Below are 16,024 nucleotides of genomic sequence, written 5' to 3' on the forward strand. Positions count from 1 at the left end.
TCCGTGGGTTGGCTGAACATGCCGCGGCTGCTTCCCGCTGGCGGTGGCGGACTTAAAATTGGAGTGCTGGGCGGACGGCGCCATCAGAGGTTTGGCCGGACACGGTGCTGCAGGCGGCCCAAACACGTCACCCTGTCCAGAGCGGATGCCCCGGCATGAGCACGAACAGACCTGCCTGGCGGCGGGCGGTCTTCGCCGCCGTCCTCGCCGTGACCGGCTGCACCTACACCCCGGACGAGCCCGTCCCCTCCCCAAGCTCCCCCAACCCCTTCGGTTCCCTTGAGAACCAGGTGAAGCTGTTCATGAACGACGGCGCGGTGGCCACCGTCGTGCAGGTCAAATGGCCGGAAGGTGAGTGGTCCAAGGCCTTTGGCATGCGCGACCTTGAAACGAGGACCCCGGCACAGGCCACCGACCGTGTGCAGATCGCCAGCGTCACCAAAACGATGACGGCCGTGGCAGTACTCAAACTCGTCGACGACCACCTCATCGGCCTGGACGACCCCGTAAACGATGTCATCCCCGGCTTCACAGCACTCAAGCCTCCGGGCCCCATCACGGTGAGACAGCTGCTCAGCCACACGTCTGGCATGCCGGAGGCCAACGATGCGTTGCCGCGCGACGTCGACTTCCGCCCAAGTGTTTCCCGGACGATGACGATGGAGCGGGGTTTGCAGCTGGCCGGCACCCTCCCGTGGGATGGGTCCAGCGTCGGCTCCTTTAGGTACTCGAACACGAACTACCTCGCACTCGGCCTGCTTATCCAGGAACTGCGGCATAAGCCCTTTACCAGCGTCATGCGTGAGGAGATCTTTGGTCCGCTTGGTTTGAAGAGCACCACCCTGGACCACCTCGACCCCCTCGAATCCGGGCTTCTCCACGGCTATGTGACCCTCCGGGGTGAGCGGATCGATACCACTGACAACATCTTCAGTGCCGGTTCGCCGGCCGTGGGCGCCGTTTCGACAGTGGAGGACATGAACCACTTCATGGCGGCCCTTTTCCAGGGCCGGGCAATCTCCGCCGCGTCGTTGGGCGCGATGACGGCGAAGACCGTCTTCTCGCCGTACGGGCTGGGCCTCTGGGAACACGCAGATGGCTGCTCGCCCCAGCCGCGCTACGCGGGCAGGGGGCTCTTCTGGGACTATCAGACTGTGGCGGTCAGCAGCAGCGACGGGCGCTACCAGGCCGCGATGACCGTCACCACCCCGCCGCTTCCGACAGAGCTGGAGGATGAGTCCACCCAGAACATGCGCGAACTCCTGGTCGGCCAAATCGAGTCAACCCTTAACGAGGCCCTTGACCGGCTGTGCGCGCCGGCAAAATGAGGAAACACCACTCCCCGATTGGTGGCCGTCTTCCTCAACCCACGGGATGCCCGTGCGAGCAGTGGTCCTCCCCCGGCAGGATCTCATGCCCCTGGATGCAGGTCCGTTGCGGGGCAAGGGGCCGGTCATGGCTGCTGAGGAAGATACTGCTGGAGGCACGCTCGATGCCCTCGTCCTCCCGCCTCAGCCATTCCGCCAGGTGCAGCCGGTGATGCTCCCCGGAGTTTTCCCGCTTTTTCGATTCATCCGCCTGATGCCTGAAAGGTATCTTCACCATGGCACTTGCGACCTTAAATAACGTCCCTGTTCGGTGCAGGGAGGAACCGGTGGAACCATGATAGGAGCCACGCAACCCTCCGGCAATCACCCGCAGGACGCCACCCTGCAGCGACATCCAATGCCGGCTAACTGCCGTTTGGGGCGTGAAAACGGCAGCTACTCAGCAGTCGCTCGGGTGAGGAGGGCGTGGACACGGCGGAGCCTGTCCAGCCACCAGTCCCGCCGGTCCGCGGGAGCCGCAAACCGCTCAAGCAGCCCGGCGTCGGCGGCAACGTCGCGCAGGCGGATGGCGCCGTCGTCGGCCACTAGGGGGTCCGTGGTGATGTCCGAGTCAAACAGCGACACCGTTCCCAGGCCGCAGGCGTAGGGCAGCTCGGGCAGGGCGGCGGCGAGGGCAAGGCCCGCGCGGATGCCGATGGAGGTGTCCAGCGCGGAGCTGACGACGGCGGGGAGTCCGGCCTGTGCCACGATGTCCAGGGCGCGCCGCACTCCCCAAGCGGTGCCACCTTGACCACGATCAGGTCCGCCGCGCCCGCCCGGGCCACCCGGAGCGGATCGGTTTCCTTGCGGACGCTTTCGTCGGCCGCGATCAACACCGGCGTCCCGGCGTCCCGAAGCCGGGACCGGACCTCGGCAAGGCCCTCGATGGAAGGCACCGGCTGCTCTGCGTATTCCAGCCCAACAGGCGCCAGCCGGGTCAACGCCTCCACGGCGCCGGGCACGTCCCAGCCGCCGTTGGCGTCCACGCGGATGGCCGCGTCCGGCAAAGCGGCGCGCACGGCACGGACCCGGGCAACGTCGTCGTCAAGCGACTGGCCCTGCTCCGCCACCTTGACCTTGACGGCGTCCACGCGGCCGAACCGGGCCAGGACGTCCGGCACCCGGTCCGCGGAGACAGCCGGCACGGTGGCGTTCACCGGGATGCTGTCCCGCAGCGGGGCCGGGAACCCCTGCCAGCCCGCCTCGATGGCGGCGGCCAGCCAGTGCGATGCCTCGGCGTCGCCATACTCGGGAAAGGGGCAGAACTCGCCCCAGCCCGCCGGCCCGCGGAGCAGGAGGGACTCGCGTTCCATGATTCCCCGGAACTTCACGCGCATGGGCAGGCTGACCACATGCGCGCTGGCCAGGAGTTCGTCAAGCATGCCGTTTACTGTAGCCGCACCTCACTGCGAATTTTGCGCGTCGTGGAGGCGCAGGGCCAGCGAAGGAAAGTCAGATCCACTTGTTGTGCTTGAACGCCAGGTAAAGGGCCAGCCCCATGGCCGCCATCACGCCCAGCGCATAGGGGTAGCCATAGGTCCACGCCAGTTCGGGCATGTTGACGAAGTTCATGCCGTAGATGGACGCCACCAGCGTGGGGGCGAACAGGATGGCAGCCCAGGAGGAGATGCGCTTGACCTGCTCGTTCTGCTCAAAGCTGGACTCTGTCATCCGCTGCATTTCATCGTTTTGCCGCTGGGCCACGAGGGCTGCGTTGACGGCGAGCGCGTTCTGGAGCAGGGCCCGGAAGGATGCCACGCGTTCATTGATCCTGAGGACGTGGTCCAGGACATCGCGGTAGTGGTCCCGAAGCTCGGTTGACTGTTCGCGGTCCGGGGCTCCGGCGATCAGGGCCTGCAGTATCCCCGCCAGCGGACTCGTGGCCCGCTGGAAGGTGATGACCTGCCGGGACAGTTCATAGATGCGGCGGGATACGTCCGGATCCGCACCAAACAGGTCATCCTCAATTTCGTCGATGTCGTTTTCCAGGCCCGCCACCACCGGCTCGTATTCGTCCACCACCTGGTCCAGGATCCCGTAGAGCACCGCGTCCGGTCCCAGGGCCAGGAATTCCGGCATGGACTCCATCCGGCGGCGGACCTTGGCCAAATCCGGGGACTCGGCGTGCCGGACGGTCACCACGTACTCGTCGCCGGCGAAGACGTGGATCTCGCCGAAGTCCACCCTTTCTTCGTCGTCACGGTACCGGGCTGGCCTCAGCACCAAAAACAGGCACTCGCCGTAGTGCTCCAGCTTGGCCCGCTGGTGGCCGGCAAGTGCGTCCTCGATGGCCAGCGCGTTGAGGTCGAATTCCTCGCCGACCGACTGCAGTTCCTCTGCGTCAGGCCGGTACAGCCCTATCCACGCCATCCCCTCCCGCTGGCGGAGCAGGAAGTAGGTCTCGTCAAGGTCTTCCGGGTCCTCGGTGCGCAGCCCGTTCACGTACACGGCGTTGTCGATGATGGTCACGGCGTGGCCTCCCTGGCCCGTTCGCGCTCCCAGTCGTCCAGCAGGGCCGGCATCCGCGCATTGAGGAACCGGTAGAACCGGGCCATGTCCGCCACCCGGGCCCGGGCCGCTGATCCCTCCGGGAGGGTTTCCGCCGTGGCGTCGGTCAGGGCCGCCAGCTTTTCGTAGATGGGGCTGTTCCGCATGGACACCACGTACCACTCGTCCTCATGCAGGGCGTAGAGGTCGCGGCGGCTGCCGGGCTGGGAGACGCGATGGACGAAGCCCACCGTCTGCAGGTACCGCACAGCCCCGGAGACCGCCGCGGCGCTGGCCCCCAGCCGCTCCGAAAGTTCCGCAGCCGTGAGGCTCCCCTGCTCGGAGGACACCAGTGCCAGCAGGGTCCGTGCCGGCATCTTGGGGAAACCGGCGGCGGCGAAGGCAGCGGCAGTTATTTCGGCAGCGGCGGCGGTGGAAGCCGCGGCGGCCAGCGTGTCCCGGGCAGCCGCCACCTCAGCTCGGGTGCTCATGCCGACCCCACTTCCCGCCGCCGCATGCCCGCAATGGCCAGCGCGGCGGCAGCCGCGGCGATGGCCAGCATCCACCATGCGCCGCTCCAGTCCGTGGCGTCCCCGTGCGGTACCGGTGTGTGGGTGAACGGGGACAGGTCGCGCAGGCTTTGGTCCAGCCCCAGCATGCCCCCGAAGATTCCCAGCATCACGCCCAGGGCAAGCAACGCCCAGCTGGTGGCGGTGGTCCCGGCAGGCCACAGGACGAACACCAGCGCCGGAACGGCAAGGTAGATCAACGCTGCGGGCAGCTGGGCCAGCGCGGTTTCCCACAGCGCATCGGCCGGCATTGAGGTATCCCCGGAACCGGTGAGCGTGGCCCACGCCCCCACCCCGGCCAGTCCCACCACCAGCACCACGGCCCCCGCGCCCAGCAGCAGGTAGCCGGCCAGCCACTGGACGCGGCCCACCGGTGCGGCCAGCAAGAGTTCGGCGGATCCGGCGGCTTCCTCCTGCCGCAGCCTGATCACCGCCTGGAGGGCGCACGCCGCCGCCAGGACCCCGGCCATCGAGAAGAGTACCGACACCATGAGCTGGGTCAGTGATGTGCCCTGCGACTGGAGCATGGCCCGCATCACGGCAGTGATGTTGGTGTCAGGGGTGTCGACGGCGGCAATCGCCTTTCCCAGCGACCCCGCCAGCAGCCCGAGGGCCAGGCCGCTGAACCCCCAGCCGATGATTGACCCGGACTGCAGCCGCAGCGCCAGGGCCACGGGGCTTCGCAGCCCCGGCCGGGCGGCGGCGCGTCCCGGCCTGGCACCCCAGACGCTGGCCCCGCTGTCCCGCGTGCGGAGGATGAGCCAGGCGGCCGTGAGGCAGCCGACTGCAAGCCCCACCGGCAGCAGCAGCGGCCAGGCACGGTTTCCAGAGAACGCGAACGTCTGCTGGCCCCAGCCGATGGGCGAGAACCAGCTGGCTGCCCCTTCAGTCATAGTGGTCCCGTCGGCGCCGGGCGTTCCGGTGGCGTCCCCGATCCCACGCAGGACATAGGCCAGGACAACCAGCGCGGCCGAGACCCCGTTCGCACCGCGCGAAGTCCCCATGAACTGGGCCACCAGCAGTCCCACGCCCAGGAAGGCGAGGCCGGCGGCGCCCGTTGCGGCTCCGGCGGTCAGGGCACCCTGCGCGTCCAGCCCCTGGGCGGCGAATCCGCCAAACACCGCGAGCGCCACCAGGATGTTGGCTGTGACGCCGTGCAGCAGGGTGGCGGTATTGGGCAGCAGGCGGCCGGCAGGCGTGGCGGCCACCAGTTCCGCCGTCCCCGTCTCCTCGTCCGCCCGGGTGTGGCGTACCGCCAGGAAGGTGCTCATCAGGCCTGCCAGCAGGGCAAGGAACGCGTAGATGAGGAAGAACGTGAAGGCCCCTGGTCGGCGCCACGGGGCAGGCCGCGCAGCATCAGGATGGCGGGCGTGGCGATGGCCACCTGCAGGATTTCCGTGCGGCTGGCCACGTTGCCGTAGGTCTGGGTCACTGCGGCGGCTGCGAACCAGGCGAACGCCCCGATGGCCGCCACCCAGCTCACCAGCTGCCAGCGGTCCCGGCGCAGCCGCTGGCCCCAAAGGACCAGGAGGACGGCCATGTCAGCCCCGCCCCCTCGCGCCGAGCAGGTGGCGCCGGGAGCCATGTCCGCCGTCGGGCGCATCAGCCTGTGGCCCGGCGGTACCGGCGCTGTCGCCGTAGTGGCGCAGGAACAGTTCCTCCAGGGACGGCGGAACAATCGTCAGGCCCTGAACGCCCAGGGCGCCCAGGGCGGGAAGCACCTCCGCGATCCGGTCGGTGTCGGCGCTGAACCGGATCCGCCCGGCGTCGACCGTCAAGTCATGCACAGCCCCCAGGCGGGCCAGGGCCTCGGGGTCCAAACCGTCAGCGGCGAACGACACCTCCGACCTGGTGAGGTGCCGCAGGGAGTCCAGCGTCCCGCCGTCGACAATCCTGCCCGCGCGGATGATGCTCACCCGGTGGCACAGCACCTCCACCTCGGAGAGGATGTGGCTGGAGAGGAGCACGGTGGCTCCGCGGTCGACGGCGGTGAGCAGCTCCCTGCGGAAGACCTCCTCCATGAGCGGGTCAAGGCCGCTGGTGGGTTCGTCGAGCAGGTACACCTCGGCTTCGGTGGCGAGGGCCGCGATCAGGGCCACTTTTTGCCGGTTGCCTTTTGAGTAGGCGCGCCCCTTCTTGGCGGGATCGAAGTCGAAGACCTGGCACAGCCGGGCTTTTCGACGCCGGTACGCACCGCCGTCGGCGGTGCCGCCGCGCAGCCGGGACAGCAGGTCGATGGTTTCCCCGCCGGAGAGGTTGGGCCAGAGCCGGACGTCGCCGGGAACGTAGGCCAGCCGGCGGTGCAGCTCCACCGCCTGTGTCCAGGGCTCGAAACCCAGGACGGACGCGGAGCCGGACGTGGGCCTGGCCAGCCCCAGCAGGATGCGCAGGGTGGTGGATTTCCCGGCGCCGTTGGGACCCAGGAAACCGTGGATCTCACCGCGCTGGACTTCCAGGTCGAGGCCGTCAAGGGCCCTGACGTGCCCAAAGTGCTTGTGCAGGTTCGCTGTGTGGACAACGGTGTTCATGGTTCAAGTCTTCGAAGTTTTCACAAATTTATGAAGGTACTAAAGTCCCCACTATGAGCACCGGCCACCCCCAGTCCAGCGGCAAGGCCGCCAGCTCGTCCTCGGCACCGCTGTATGCAGCGGGGTTCGTCACCGCTTTCGGTGCCCACAGCATCGCGGCCGGGCTGGGCGCGCAGAGCGGAAACATCGGGCTGACCCTGCTGAACCTGGGCATCCTGCTGGCCCTCTACGACGTTGCCGAGGTCTTCCTGAAGCCCGTCTTCGGTGCGCTCAGCGACCGGATCGGCGCCAAACCCGTCGTCGTCGGCGGCCTCTTCGCTTTTGCCGCCCTGTCCTTGATCGGCCTTGGCGCAGCTGACCCGCTGATCCTTGCCCTGGCCAGGCTGGGACAGGGAGCGGCGGCGTCGGCCTTCTCGCCGGCGTCGTCCGCCATGGTGGCAAGGATGGCCCGCGGCGGGAAGGCCGGCACCTACTTTGGCCGGTACGGGTCCTGGAAAAGCCTGGGCTACATCATCGGGCCGCCTCTGGGTGCCGGCCTGATCCTGGCCGGCGGCTTCCCGCTGCTGTTCGGCACGCTGTCGGCGCTGGCCGCTGTCACTGCGGTGTGGGTGCTGGTGTCCGTGCCGCATCTGGCGCCGCTGCCGCGAAAGCGGTACACGGTGCTGGACCTGGCGCGGCAGGTGGGCGAGCGCCGGTTCCTGGTCCCCACGCTGGTGCTGGCTGCCTCAACGGGTGCGCTGGGTGCCGCCGTCGGCTTCCTTCCGGCGCTGGCCACCCGGCACGGCCTGGACGCCTTCGCCGGGACGGCGGCGGTGAGCGTGGTGGCGCTGGGCTCGGTGCTGACCCAGCCGTGGATCGGGCGGCTGCGGGACCGGCACGCCGTCACGGACAACAGGGGCACGACGACGGGCCTGCTGCTGATTGCCGCGGGCGTCGGCCTGGTGGCGGCCGCCCCGGGAGTGGTCACCATCTTCGTTGCCGCGGCGTTCATCGGGGTTGGGATCGGCGCGGTGACCCCCTCGGTTTCGCCCACCTGGCGGACACCACACCCCCGAACGGATGGGCAGGACCATGGGCTCGGCGGAACTGGGACGCGAACTGGGCGACGCCGGCGGGCCGCTGCTGGTGGGCGGCATCGCCACGGCCACGGCGCTTCCGTTCGGGCTGGGTGTGCTGGCGCTGCTGGTGGCCGCGGCGAGCATCCCCCGGCTGGACCCGGTCCAACCCACCCACCGCGGCCCAATCAACCCCCGCGGCCCAACTAGCTCGCAGTAACTGTCGTTTTGAGCCCTGAAAACGACAGTTAGTGCGAGCCAGTTTCAACGCTTGAGAGGTCTTCCAGCTTTCTGTGTCACCCTTAACCGCGATGACTTCTTCACGGCAACTACCCACCAGGACCCCGGCCCGGCCTGCCCCGGGCTCGGCGTTCCTGTTCGTGCTGTCCACCCTGGCGTGCATTGCCGGGCTGGTTGCCACCTACTACTTCTTCGTCCAGACCACCACCGGACAGTTCATTGACGAGTCCGCGCTGGTGGAGGCCGTGGAGATCCACGGCCCCGCCGGCAAGGCCGCCACCCGGTTCCTGGACCTGCTGCCCACCATCTCGCTGGTGATGGCCGCCGTCGTGGTCCTTTTTGTGACGGTGATCCGGCGGCACTGGACGGAGGCAGGGATCGCCGTGGCCGCGTGCGTCGGCGCCAACGTGGCAACCCAGGTACTGAAGGACCTCCTGCCGCCGCGCCCGGACAAAGGCGTGTTGACGCTGGAGCTGAATTCGCTGCCGTCGGGGCACACCACCCTGGCCGCGTCCGCGGCGGCTGCGGTGTTTTTGATGGCGTCGCCGCGCTGGCGCCCCATGGCCGGCTTCATTGGCGGCACCTTTGCCATCGCCTCGGGGGTGTCCACGCTGATCAACCAATGGCACCGGCCGGCCGACGTGGTGGCAGCGTTCCTGCTGGTGGGGGCGTTCATGATCCCTGCCGGCTGGCTGATCCTCCGCCGTGGTTCATGGAACGAATGGGACGGGTTCGGCGAGCACGTGGGATCCGCCCGGATCTGGCTTACGCTGCCGGTGCTGATCGGGCTGGCCTCGGCCGTGGTGGCGGTGTATTCGTTGATCCGGATTGCGCCCAGTCCGTGGCAGGAGGCCAGCACCACCAACTACTTCTGGGCGGGCATCTCCCTGATTGTGATCGCGGGATACCTGGCCACCGTTGCCACCACCTCCCTGTTCGCCTACGCGGCACGACGGCGGGACGCGCCCAGTAGCACGGCGCGGCCGCCGGCAGCGGGGTTTTGAGCAAATCTTGAGGAATTGATACCCCCTGGCTTGAGCCATGCCCGGGATAGTTGCAGGTGCCCGGGCGGCGTCTTGAAGTGGGCGCCGCCCGGTACCCCCACTGCTCTCCCGCTTGCAGCCTCTCCGGCGGAGGTCTCAGGGATCGAGCCGCTTGCGCAGGAGGCAGAACTCGTTGCCTTCCGGGTCCTGCAGCACGTGCCACTGCTCGTCGCCGGTCTGCCCCACGTCGGCCGGCCGTGCGCCGAGGGCCAGCAAGCGTTCCAGCTCCGCGTCCTGGTCCCGGTCCACGGGGTTGACGTCGATATGCAGCGGAAGCCTCCCCACCCGCGGATTGCTGCTGGGGCTCAGGAAGATAGTGGGCTGCAGACCGCCAAAACCGGCATCGGGCGGTCCGATCTCAATCGCACCATCCTCCCGGTCGATCTCCACATAACCCAGGACCCCGCTCCAGAACCGCGCAAGCAGTTCCGGGTCGGCACAGTTCAGGACCAGTTCGCTGATACGGCATGACATGGTGCCAGTGTACGGACGGGCCGCGGCTGCGTGCGGGCGGACACAGACCGGAAGGCACGACGGCGGCACGCACCTTGCGCGGGAACTCACCTTCGACGCGCAGGGTTGTTCTCGACGCGCGTAGTTGGTTCTCGACGCGGGTAGTTGTTCTCGACGCGCGTAGTTGTTCTCGACGCGGATATTCCCCTCCGCGGCCCAAATATCCGGGGCGCAAAGGCAATTGCGGGTCGAAAGTGAACATGCGCGTCGTGACAAGGGCGGGCTGAACCACAGCTGGACGGGCAACCCAGCCCGGCGGGAGGCGGCGCCGCTGCGTGGGGGTGTTAGCAGCGGCGCCTTCTTCCGTCGGGCTGGCGGTGGACCGGCGCCTAGAAGGTCGTGGACAAGCAGGTGACTTTGTTGCTGTTGTTTCCTTGTTCCAGTGACACGGTGGCTGACGCGGTGGTCTGCACCTGGTTCGCGTATGTCGCTGTGACACGGATGGTGAGTGGGGTGGTGGTCCTGTTGGCCAGCACGATCTGCGAGTTGATGGTCAGGGTGATGGTGCTGGTTGTTCCCAGGCTTACGGACTCGTTGTAGGAGGGCCCATACGTGCCGTTCGACTGGAGTGCGGCGTAGGTGAGTGTCGTTGGCGCCGTCGTCCCCACCGCTGACAAGGTTGCGGTTTGCCGCGGGTTGTCATTGGTGCAGGTGAATCCCGAGAACTGGTTCGGCCACGCGCCGGAGGCAGTGACAGTCATGGTGGCCGTGGCGCTCTGCTGCCAAAGGGCCGAGGCCGAGGCGCCGCCTATGCCCAGCAGCACCGTGAGGATGAAGGCCCCGGCGGCCAGGCCCGCACCGGGAACATTCCCGAACCGTGCCATCTACATCGCCCCGGCAGCCGCGTTGTCCCGGGAACGGGTCTTGCGGACCGACCTGTAAACGGTCATGGCTCCGTAGCCGATGAGTGCCACGGCAGCGATGACTGTCCAGGTCCCACGGTCGGAATTCCCCAGGAAGTTGGCCACGAAACCCACGTACGGGACTGCGTAGAACAGCTTGCCCTTGACCTGGATGGCGCGGACGGGGTTCTCATCGTTGGCGCCGTTGTTGTCGCCCTTGGTGATCAGTGTCTTCTCGCCCTGCTGGGTGGACCCGAACCCCACGATCCGGTGCGTCTCCACATCGGGCCGGCCTGAGTAAAGCTGGAAAGTGATGACGTCGCCATATTTCAGCTCATCAAACGGGGCAGGTTTCATCACCATGAACGTGCCCGGCGGGTACTTCTGCGCCATGGATTTGGTCAGCACCGTATAGGTCTGCGAACCCGTCGCCACCGGAACCACGATGAGGACCAGGGCGGCGAACAGTGACACCAGCATGGCTGCCATGCTCAGGAAACGTCCGACGACGGCCCAGGCGGCGGTGCGCCTTCGTCCACGCTGCGGGGTGGTCGCCCGAGTCCCGCTCCGCGGTTCTGTCCGGTCGGCTTCGCCGCCCAGCAGGCGTTCGGTCAGGTCAGCAGCCACTGGGCACCCCGCAGAGCTGACGTGCGGTGAGTTGGAGCGAGATGTTCACTGCCTGTCCTTTCACTGTGGAGGGGGCGCTGGTGCTCAGGCTCACCTGGAAACAGAAGACGGTGGAACCGCCTTTGGCAACCGTGGGCGAGACAAGCCCTGCGGTACTGATTGACGCGAAGCCTGTGGCGGTGCTGCATTCCGCGGAGGAAGCCGCAGTTTTCGCGTTGACCGTGACGTAACCGGCGAGGGTTCCGCCGCTGACGTTTGCGATGGTGGGCTGGCCTGCCGTGATCGCCGTGTTGAACTGGCCGCCGGCGTTGGTGTTGTTGGTGACCACCACGCCGCCGTAGACCGAGGTGCCCGGGCCCAGTGTCCCTGCGGGAGAAAGGGTCAAGGTGGCAGCCGAACCGTCAGCAAGGGTCATTGTGGTTGTTTGTCCCGTGTTGACCGCCGTCAGCGCCGTATCGAACGACGCCGACGTGATGGTCCCGGGGAGGCGGATGCCGCCGCGCTCCACAACGCGTAGGTTCCCTGAACGGTGAACAGTCCCAGGACCACTGCAACGGCGGTCAGCGCTGCCGCCTGCAGCCTGCGCTTGGTGCGCATGGTTCCTCCTGGTCCTGATTCCGGGCTTCGGTCAATCCAGGCGGGTGACCTTGAGGCCACCCGCCTCGGCACTGTTAGGCGCCTGCCGGAAGAACCTGGGAAAGGTTGAACTCGACGTTGTTGAAGTTGTAGGTCTTGTTGACATCCACCCGAGAGGTTGTTGCCGACTTGAACTCGAAAGTAATGGTCGCAGTGACTTTCTTGGAGGTGGTGAGCGGGTTCGCAACAGGAGTAGTGCCGATTGAAAGCGTCGGAGCAGAGACGGTGACGCTGTCCCCTACGAAGCCATTCACGGCGTTCGCACCACTTGCAGTAATGTTCGCAGCCATCTTGGCCCCCGTGAGCGTCACATCGAGGTCCTGCTTGAAGGTGAGCAGGTCACCGGGAACCACCAAATATGAGCCGTCCTTGATCTTGGCCGTGATGTCCGTTCCTGCACGATCAGTCCAGACACCGGGAGTGCTGTTCAGGCCAACCTTGAGGTCACCGGAAACGATGTTGCCGGGCGCTGCAGTTGCCTGGTCGTTCCAGTTGGCCAGGGTTCCCCCGCCGCCCAGCAACAGTGCTGCGCCAACGGCGATGGCTGCGGTTCCCTTAATCAGAGTGCTGTTCTTCATGATGTCCCCTCAGACTTTTTGTGTGTGCGTTTTGTCTAGCTGGGGACAACATTGCCGTGCCAAGCTCAGGAAGTGAGGGGGTAAAACGTCAACGAAAGCTCAAGTTATTTGAAATTTCAACCAGCACCTGACCTGCACTTCTATCGGAATGCAGCTTATTTCTGCTCCAGCAACAGCCGGCACCAGGCATCGGTCAACCACTCGGCGAACTTATCCGGACTCCACCCGCGCTGGTCCACCAGCAGCACCCAGTATTCGGGCCCGTTCATGCTCCATACGGCGTCGGCGAGCTCTTCGGCAGGCCGGTCCGTCCGCAGTTCCCCGGTGGAGGCAAGGTCCTCAACGAACTTCAGCATGTTGGCCGCGCGCCGGTCCGAGATTTCCTGCCACAGTGCTGCGCAGTCGGGATCCGTGCCGGCGGCATCGCGCAACGCCACGTATACCGGAGCCAGGCGCGGCTGGATGCGGGCCAGAGCATGGGCGTAGATGGAAATCTTTTCGGCTGCCGCCTTCGCCTCCCGCATTCGGATTACATAGTCGCGGCGCTCGGCGGGCACCGCCTGGCCGGTCCCGGAGATGGCCGTTTCCACCACTTCCCGCAGGAGGTCCGGTTTTCGGCCGATGGTGGCATAGATGGTGTCGACGGCGACGCCAGCCCGCCGTGCGATGCCGGCCACGGTGCTGGAACGGTAGCCCTCCCCCACAAAAAGTTCACGGGCAGCAGCCAACACGGCGTCGCGGGTGGCCGCCGCCTGTTCCTTCCGGAGCGGCGAGTGATAGCGGCGGGCCGGGGCATTGACTGCATCCATCGGGAGGCCTACCCTAATTTCATCCGAAGTATATTCGGATGAATCTTAGCAGGAAGCCCGGACAGGCAGTAGCGAACCCGCAAGGCGGCGGCAAAAGCCGCAACGCCGTGGCAGGCTCACAGCAGTCCGGTGCGGAAGGGCAGGCGTCATGTCAGAGCACTTCGATACGGTCGTCATCGGCGGCGGCCAGGCGGGTTTGGCCATGGGCTACCACCTGTCCCGCCTCAAGCGCCCCTACGTCATCCTGGATGAAAACGCCAGTACCGGGGACAGCTGGCGCAGCCGCTGGGACTCCCTCCGGCTGTTCACCCCGGCCCGGTACGACGCCCTTCCCGGCAGCCGCTACCCGGCTCCCCCGTGGTCCTACCCGTCCCGGGAGGAGTTTGCCGGTTACCTGCGCAGCTACGCGGAAAGATTTGCGCTGCCGATCCGGAACAACGTCCGGGTCACCAGCCTCAGCCGCAACGGACATCACTTCGTCATTGAAGCCGAGAGCGGCCGGCAGTTCGAGGCGGACAACGTGGTGGTGGCTGCCGGCTGGGACCGGAAGCCCAAAGTCCCGGCATTCGCACATCACCTCAACCCGGACATCCAGCAGTTCACGGCGGCAAGCTACAGGAACCCAGGAGACCTCGCCCCGGGCCCGGCCCTGGTGGTCGGCGGGGGCAATTCGGGCGCGGACATTGCCCTGGAGCTGGCCACCAGCCGCACGACATATCTCTCAGGCAGGCATCCCGGCGAGATTCCTTGGCCCATCGACGCCGTGGCAGCAAGGCCACTGACCCTCGCGGTCTTCTTCGCTTTCTCCCACGTCCTGACGCTCAACACGCCGATGGGCCGCAAGGCCCGCCCACAAATCCTTGCGCACAGCGGACCACTGGTCAGGGTGAAAAACCGGGACCTGGTGCGTGCCGGCGTCGAACGCGTCCCCAGGACGGAGGGCGTCAGGGACGGCCGCCCGTTGCTGGCGGACGGCCGGACCCTTGAGGTTGCCAACGTCATGTGGTGCACCGGCTTCCGGCCCGCGCTGGAGTGGCTCCGTCTGCCAGTGTTCGGCCCGGACGGCGAGCCGGAGCAGGACCGCGGCGTCGCAAGGGCGCAGGCGGGGCTCTACTTCCTGGGCGCCGTCTTCCAGCAGTCGCTGGCGTCCTCCATGGTCCACGGCGTAGGCACGGACGCAGCGTTCATCGCCAGGAGCATCGCAGCAACCAGGGCATCCACGGCAACACAGACACCGGCCGGCGTCAGGCCGGAAGGTTCAGCTGCTCCACAATGATCCGCGCGGTTCCGGGGTCGCCCAGGATCCTGAAGTGCCCCGCCACCGGGAGTTCAATGTTGGTGGCACCGGGAAGGACGCTCCCCTCCGGAATGTGCGGATCGAACGGCCCGTAGATGGACGTGATGCGGCTGTTGACAGTCAGTTCACGGGACATCTGGAGGGTCAGGGCGTTGCGCGGCGAGAAGATCCGGAGGCTGGGCAGCAGCATGTACCGGGCGTAGCGCGAGCCGGAAAACGGTGCGCACACGGCGATCATCCGGTCGATCCGGTGCTCCGGGTCCAGGGACAGCATGGCGTACTTCCCAATCAGGCCGCCCTTGCTGTGCGCCACCAGGATGGCATCGCGCAGTCCCGCCTCCTCCAGGTGCTGGGCCACCAGCTTTGCAGCGTCCGGGACCTTCATCTTGTTGCGCTGCAGCACCGTGACCACGTGCACGGGATGCCCGGCGTCGTGGATGGCCTGGATGAGCGGCATCATGAACTGCCAGTTTTCGTACACGCCGGGAATGATCAGCACGGGCTGCCGGGTGCCGTTGCGGAAGGACTCCGGCTGCACGCGCGACAGGAATCCGCGGACCTGCCAGCCCGCGGCATAAACATAGTCCTGCGCCCACCACACGGCTTTTTGCAGCGGGCTGATGCGGGCTTCAGCGCCGGGATCACTCATGTGTCGAGAATAACGCGCTCCTGCGACACTTCCCGCAATGACGGCCCGGGGGAAAGTGGAGCCGCAGCTGGACCTGGCGTATTAGCCCCGACCAGCTTCACCGTGACTAGCGCTGGGTGCAGGCGTCGTCCACGAGGCGCCGGGCCAGGTTCAGGGCACGCTTGCCGTAGCGGGCACCGTCGAGAACCGCGCCTGTTGCATAGGCCCCGTTGAGGACGATGAGCAACTCCTCGGCCAGCTCGCCAGGGTCCTGCGCACCGGCGTCGGCTGCCAGCGACTGGAACCAGTCCCGCACCTGCTGCTTGTGCGCTGCCGCCACCAGATGGGCCGGGTGGTTGCCCTCCGGGAACTCGGTGTTCGTGTTCAGCATCGGGCAGCCGCGGTAGGTAGCACCGGCGGTATCTCCGGCCAACACCTCAAAAACGGCAGTGAGTTTCTCCCGGGCGTCGTCGCGTTCCCCGGCCGCCTGCCGCATCCGCTCGAACCAGGCGTCCGCGCGTCCCTGAACGAACGCTGTGGCGAGAGCGTCCTTGGTGGGGAACTGGCGGTAAATGGTGGCGTTTCCCACCCCGCATTCCTTGACCACCGTATCCATCCCGACCGCGCGGATTCCCCGCTGGTAGAACAGGCGCGTGGCCACCTCAAGCACATTGCGCCGGTTCTCCTCGCCGCTCTTGCGCGCCACGGCAAACCCCACCCTTCCAAAACCCAAGCCAAAAAATGTACCGCCTTTAGTTTGACAGACGGATCGATCCGTCACAAACTAATGAGAACGATCCGTCAC

The 16,024-nt window shown here is 66.8% G+C and carries 18 protein-coding genes and 2 pseudogenes; 4 read left to right on the plus strand and 16 right to left on the minus strand.

The window, feature by feature from the left end:
* The first annotated feature begins 155 nt into the window (after positions 1-155).
* Positions 156-1,328 (plus strand): serine hydrolase domain-containing protein, encoded by a 1,173-nt coding sequence (locus OUO20_RS11930; RefSeq protein WP_018768634.1) that lies wholly within the window; start codon positions 156-158, stop codon positions 1,326-1,328.
* A gap of 34 nt (positions 1,329-1,362) precedes the next feature.
* Here OUO20_RS11930 and OUO20_RS11935 read toward each other — a convergent pair whose 3' ends face one another.
* From OUO20_RS11935 to OUO20_RS11965, 7 genes and pseudogenes are all read right to left on the minus strand, one after another.
* On the minus strand, positions 1,363-1,605 hold the full coding sequence (locus OUO20_RS11935; protein ID WP_018768635.1) for a hypothetical protein: 243 nt from the start codon (positions 1,603-1,605) through the stop codon (positions 1,363-1,365).
* 158 nt (positions 1,606-1,763) lie between these two features.
* Positions 1,764-2,749: pseudogene (locus OUO20_RS11940) on the minus strand (o-succinylbenzoate synthase).
* 70 nt (positions 2,750-2,819) lie between these two features.
* On the minus strand, positions 2,820-3,836 hold the full coding sequence (corA, locus tag OUO20_RS11945) for a magnesium/cobalt transporter CorA (protein ID WP_018768637.1): 1,017 nt from the start codon (positions 3,834-3,836) through the stop codon (positions 2,820-2,822).
* Entirely contained in the window at positions 3,833-4,345 is a 513-nt protein-coding gene (locus OUO20_RS11950) for a GbsR/MarR family transcriptional regulator (RefSeq protein ID WP_134163956.1), read from the minus strand. The genes corA and OUO20_RS11950 overlap by 4 nt, the downstream gene beginning before the upstream one ends.
* Complete coding sequence (locus OUO20_RS11955; protein WP_268001793.1) at positions 4,342-5,694, minus strand: ABC transporter permease; 1,353 nt, start codon at positions 5,692-5,694, stop codon at positions 4,342-4,344. The genes OUO20_RS11950 and OUO20_RS11955 overlap by 4 nt, the downstream gene beginning before the upstream one ends.
* Positions 5,694-5,963, minus strand: coding sequence for a hypothetical protein (locus tag OUO20_RS11960; RefSeq protein WP_268001794.1), 270 nt, complete (start codon positions 5,961-5,963; stop codon positions 5,694-5,696). Before OUO20_RS11960 ends, OUO20_RS11955 begins: the two co-directional genes overlap by 1 nt.
* A gap of 1 nt (position 5,964) precedes the next feature.
* The gene (locus OUO20_RS11965) at positions 5,965-6,951 is read right to left on the minus strand and encodes an ABC transporter ATP-binding protein (protein ID WP_268001795.1); all 987 of its coding nucleotides are present in this window, start codon (positions 6,949-6,951) and stop codon (positions 5,965-5,967) included.
* A 53-nt stretch (positions 6,952-7,004) separates the two neighbouring features.
* Between OUO20_RS11965 and OUO20_RS11970 the strand changes: the two are divergent.
* Both OUO20_RS11970 and OUO20_RS11975 read left to right on the plus strand, forming a co-directional pair.
* Positions 7,005-8,226 (plus strand): annotated as a pseudogene (locus OUO20_RS11970) (MFS transporter).
* Positions 8,227-8,317: 91 nt separating this feature from the next.
* Entirely contained in the window at positions 8,318-9,250 is a 933-nt protein-coding gene (locus OUO20_RS11975) for a phosphatase PAP2 family protein (RefSeq protein WP_268001796.1), read from the plus strand.
* 135 nt (positions 9,251-9,385) lie between these two features.
* Here OUO20_RS11975 and OUO20_RS11980 read toward each other — a convergent pair whose 3' ends face one another.
* The 7 genes from OUO20_RS11980 to OUO20_RS12010 all read right to left on the minus strand — a co-directional run bounded on the left by OUO20_RS11980 (position 9,386) and on the right by OUO20_RS12010 (position 13,294).
* On the minus strand, positions 9,386-9,763 hold the full coding sequence (locus OUO20_RS11980) for a VOC family protein (RefSeq protein ID WP_018768643.1): 378 nt from the start codon (positions 9,761-9,763) through the stop codon (positions 9,386-9,388).
* A gap of 368 nt (positions 9,764-10,131) precedes the next feature.
* Positions 10,132-10,626, minus strand: coding sequence for a hypothetical protein (locus OUO20_RS11985; protein WP_056392971.1), 495 nt, complete (start codon positions 10,624-10,626; stop codon positions 10,132-10,134).
* Positions 10,627-11,271 carry a signal peptidase I gene (locus OUO20_RS11990; RefSeq protein ID WP_268001797.1) on the minus strand — a complete coding sequence of 215 codons (645 nt, stop codon included), beginning with the start codon at positions 11,269-11,271 and terminating at the stop codon, positions 10,627-10,629. It lies immediately after the preceding gene.
* The gene (locus OUO20_RS11995) at positions 11,261-11,686 is read right to left on the minus strand and encodes a hypothetical protein (RefSeq protein WP_268001798.1); all 426 of its coding nucleotides are present in this window, start codon (positions 11,684-11,686) and stop codon (positions 11,261-11,263) included. The genes OUO20_RS11990 and OUO20_RS11995 overlap by 11 nt, the downstream gene beginning before the upstream one ends.
* A 29-nt stretch (positions 11,687-11,715) precedes the next feature.
* Positions 11,716-11,868, minus strand: coding sequence for a hypothetical protein (locus OUO20_RS12000; protein WP_268001799.1), 153 nt, complete (start codon positions 11,866-11,868; stop codon positions 11,716-11,718).
* A gap of 74 nt (positions 11,869-11,942) precedes the next feature.
* Positions 11,943-12,485, minus strand: a complete 543-nt coding sequence (locus OUO20_RS12005; protein WP_268001800.1) for an alternate-type signal peptide domain-containing protein — start codon at positions 12,483-12,485, stop codon at positions 11,943-11,945.
* A 155-nt stretch (positions 12,486-12,640) separates the two neighbouring features.
* Positions 12,641-13,294, minus strand: a complete 654-nt coding sequence (locus tag OUO20_RS12010; protein ID WP_134163965.1) for a TetR/AcrR family transcriptional regulator — start codon at positions 13,292-13,294, stop codon at positions 12,641-12,643.
* A 148-nt stretch (positions 13,295-13,442) separates the two neighbouring features.
* Between OUO20_RS12010 and OUO20_RS12015 the strand changes: the two genes are divergently transcribed.
* Positions 13,443-14,570, plus strand: coding sequence for a flavin-containing monooxygenase (locus OUO20_RS12015; RefSeq protein WP_268001801.1), 1,128 nt, complete (start codon positions 13,443-13,445; stop codon positions 14,568-14,570).
* Here OUO20_RS12015 and OUO20_RS12020 read toward each other — a convergent pair.
* On the minus strand, positions 14,539-15,240 hold the full coding sequence (locus OUO20_RS12020) for an esterase/lipase family protein (RefSeq protein ID WP_144600860.1): 702 nt from the start codon (positions 15,238-15,240) through the stop codon (positions 14,539-14,541). The genes OUO20_RS12015 and OUO20_RS12020 overlap by 32 nt on opposite strands.
* Positions 15,241-15,346: 106 nt before the next feature.
* The gene (locus OUO20_RS12025) at positions 15,347-15,952 is read right to left on the minus strand and encodes a TetR/AcrR family transcriptional regulator (protein ID WP_261377403.1); all 606 of its coding nucleotides are present in this window, start codon (positions 15,950-15,952) and stop codon (positions 15,347-15,349) included.
* Positions 15,953-16,024 lie beyond the last annotated feature (72 nt).

The sequence above is a fragment of the Arthrobacter sp. FX8 genome (assembly GCF_026723805.1).
Taxonomy (GTDB): Bacteria; Actinomycetota; Actinomycetes; order Actinomycetales; family Micrococcaceae; genus Arthrobacter.